This window comes from Mesorhizobium sp. M1A.T.Ca.IN.004.03.1.1, assembly GCF_003997555.1.
In the GTDB taxonomy this organism is placed as follows: Bacteria; Pseudomonadota; Alphaproteobacteria; order Rhizobiales; family Rhizobiaceae; genus Mesorhizobium.
The window spans coordinates 1-238 of record NZ_RZTV01001035.1; the positions used below are offsets into that span (position 1 = coordinate 1).

The following is a 238-nucleotide window of genomic DNA, read 5'->3' on the forward strand; positions in this document are numbered from 1 at the left end:
GGGGCAGCGCGGCGAAGGTTCGGCTTGGAGGCTGTTGTCGTGTCCGGCTACTGGCAGGCGATCTCGGCGAGGATCCAGTCGCGGAAGGCACGGATCTTCGGCACGTTGCGCCGGGCGGTGGGATAGACCAGCCAGTAGGCATGGCCGTCGTCGCCGACCAGGTCGAAGGGCTGGACCAGCCGGCCATCGGCGAGTTCGTTCTTGAACAGCGCCCTGGTCAGGATCGCCACGCCGTGGC

The 238-nt window shown here is 68.1% G+C and carries 1 protein-coding gene; it reads right to left on the reverse strand.

Going from position 1 to position 238, the window contains the following annotated elements:
• Positions 1–47: 47 nt before the first annotated feature.
• A partial coding sequence (locus EOD29_RS34820) for a LysR substrate-binding domain-containing protein (protein WP_245475533.1) occupies positions 48–238 on the reverse strand: 191 nt, incomplete at its 5' end.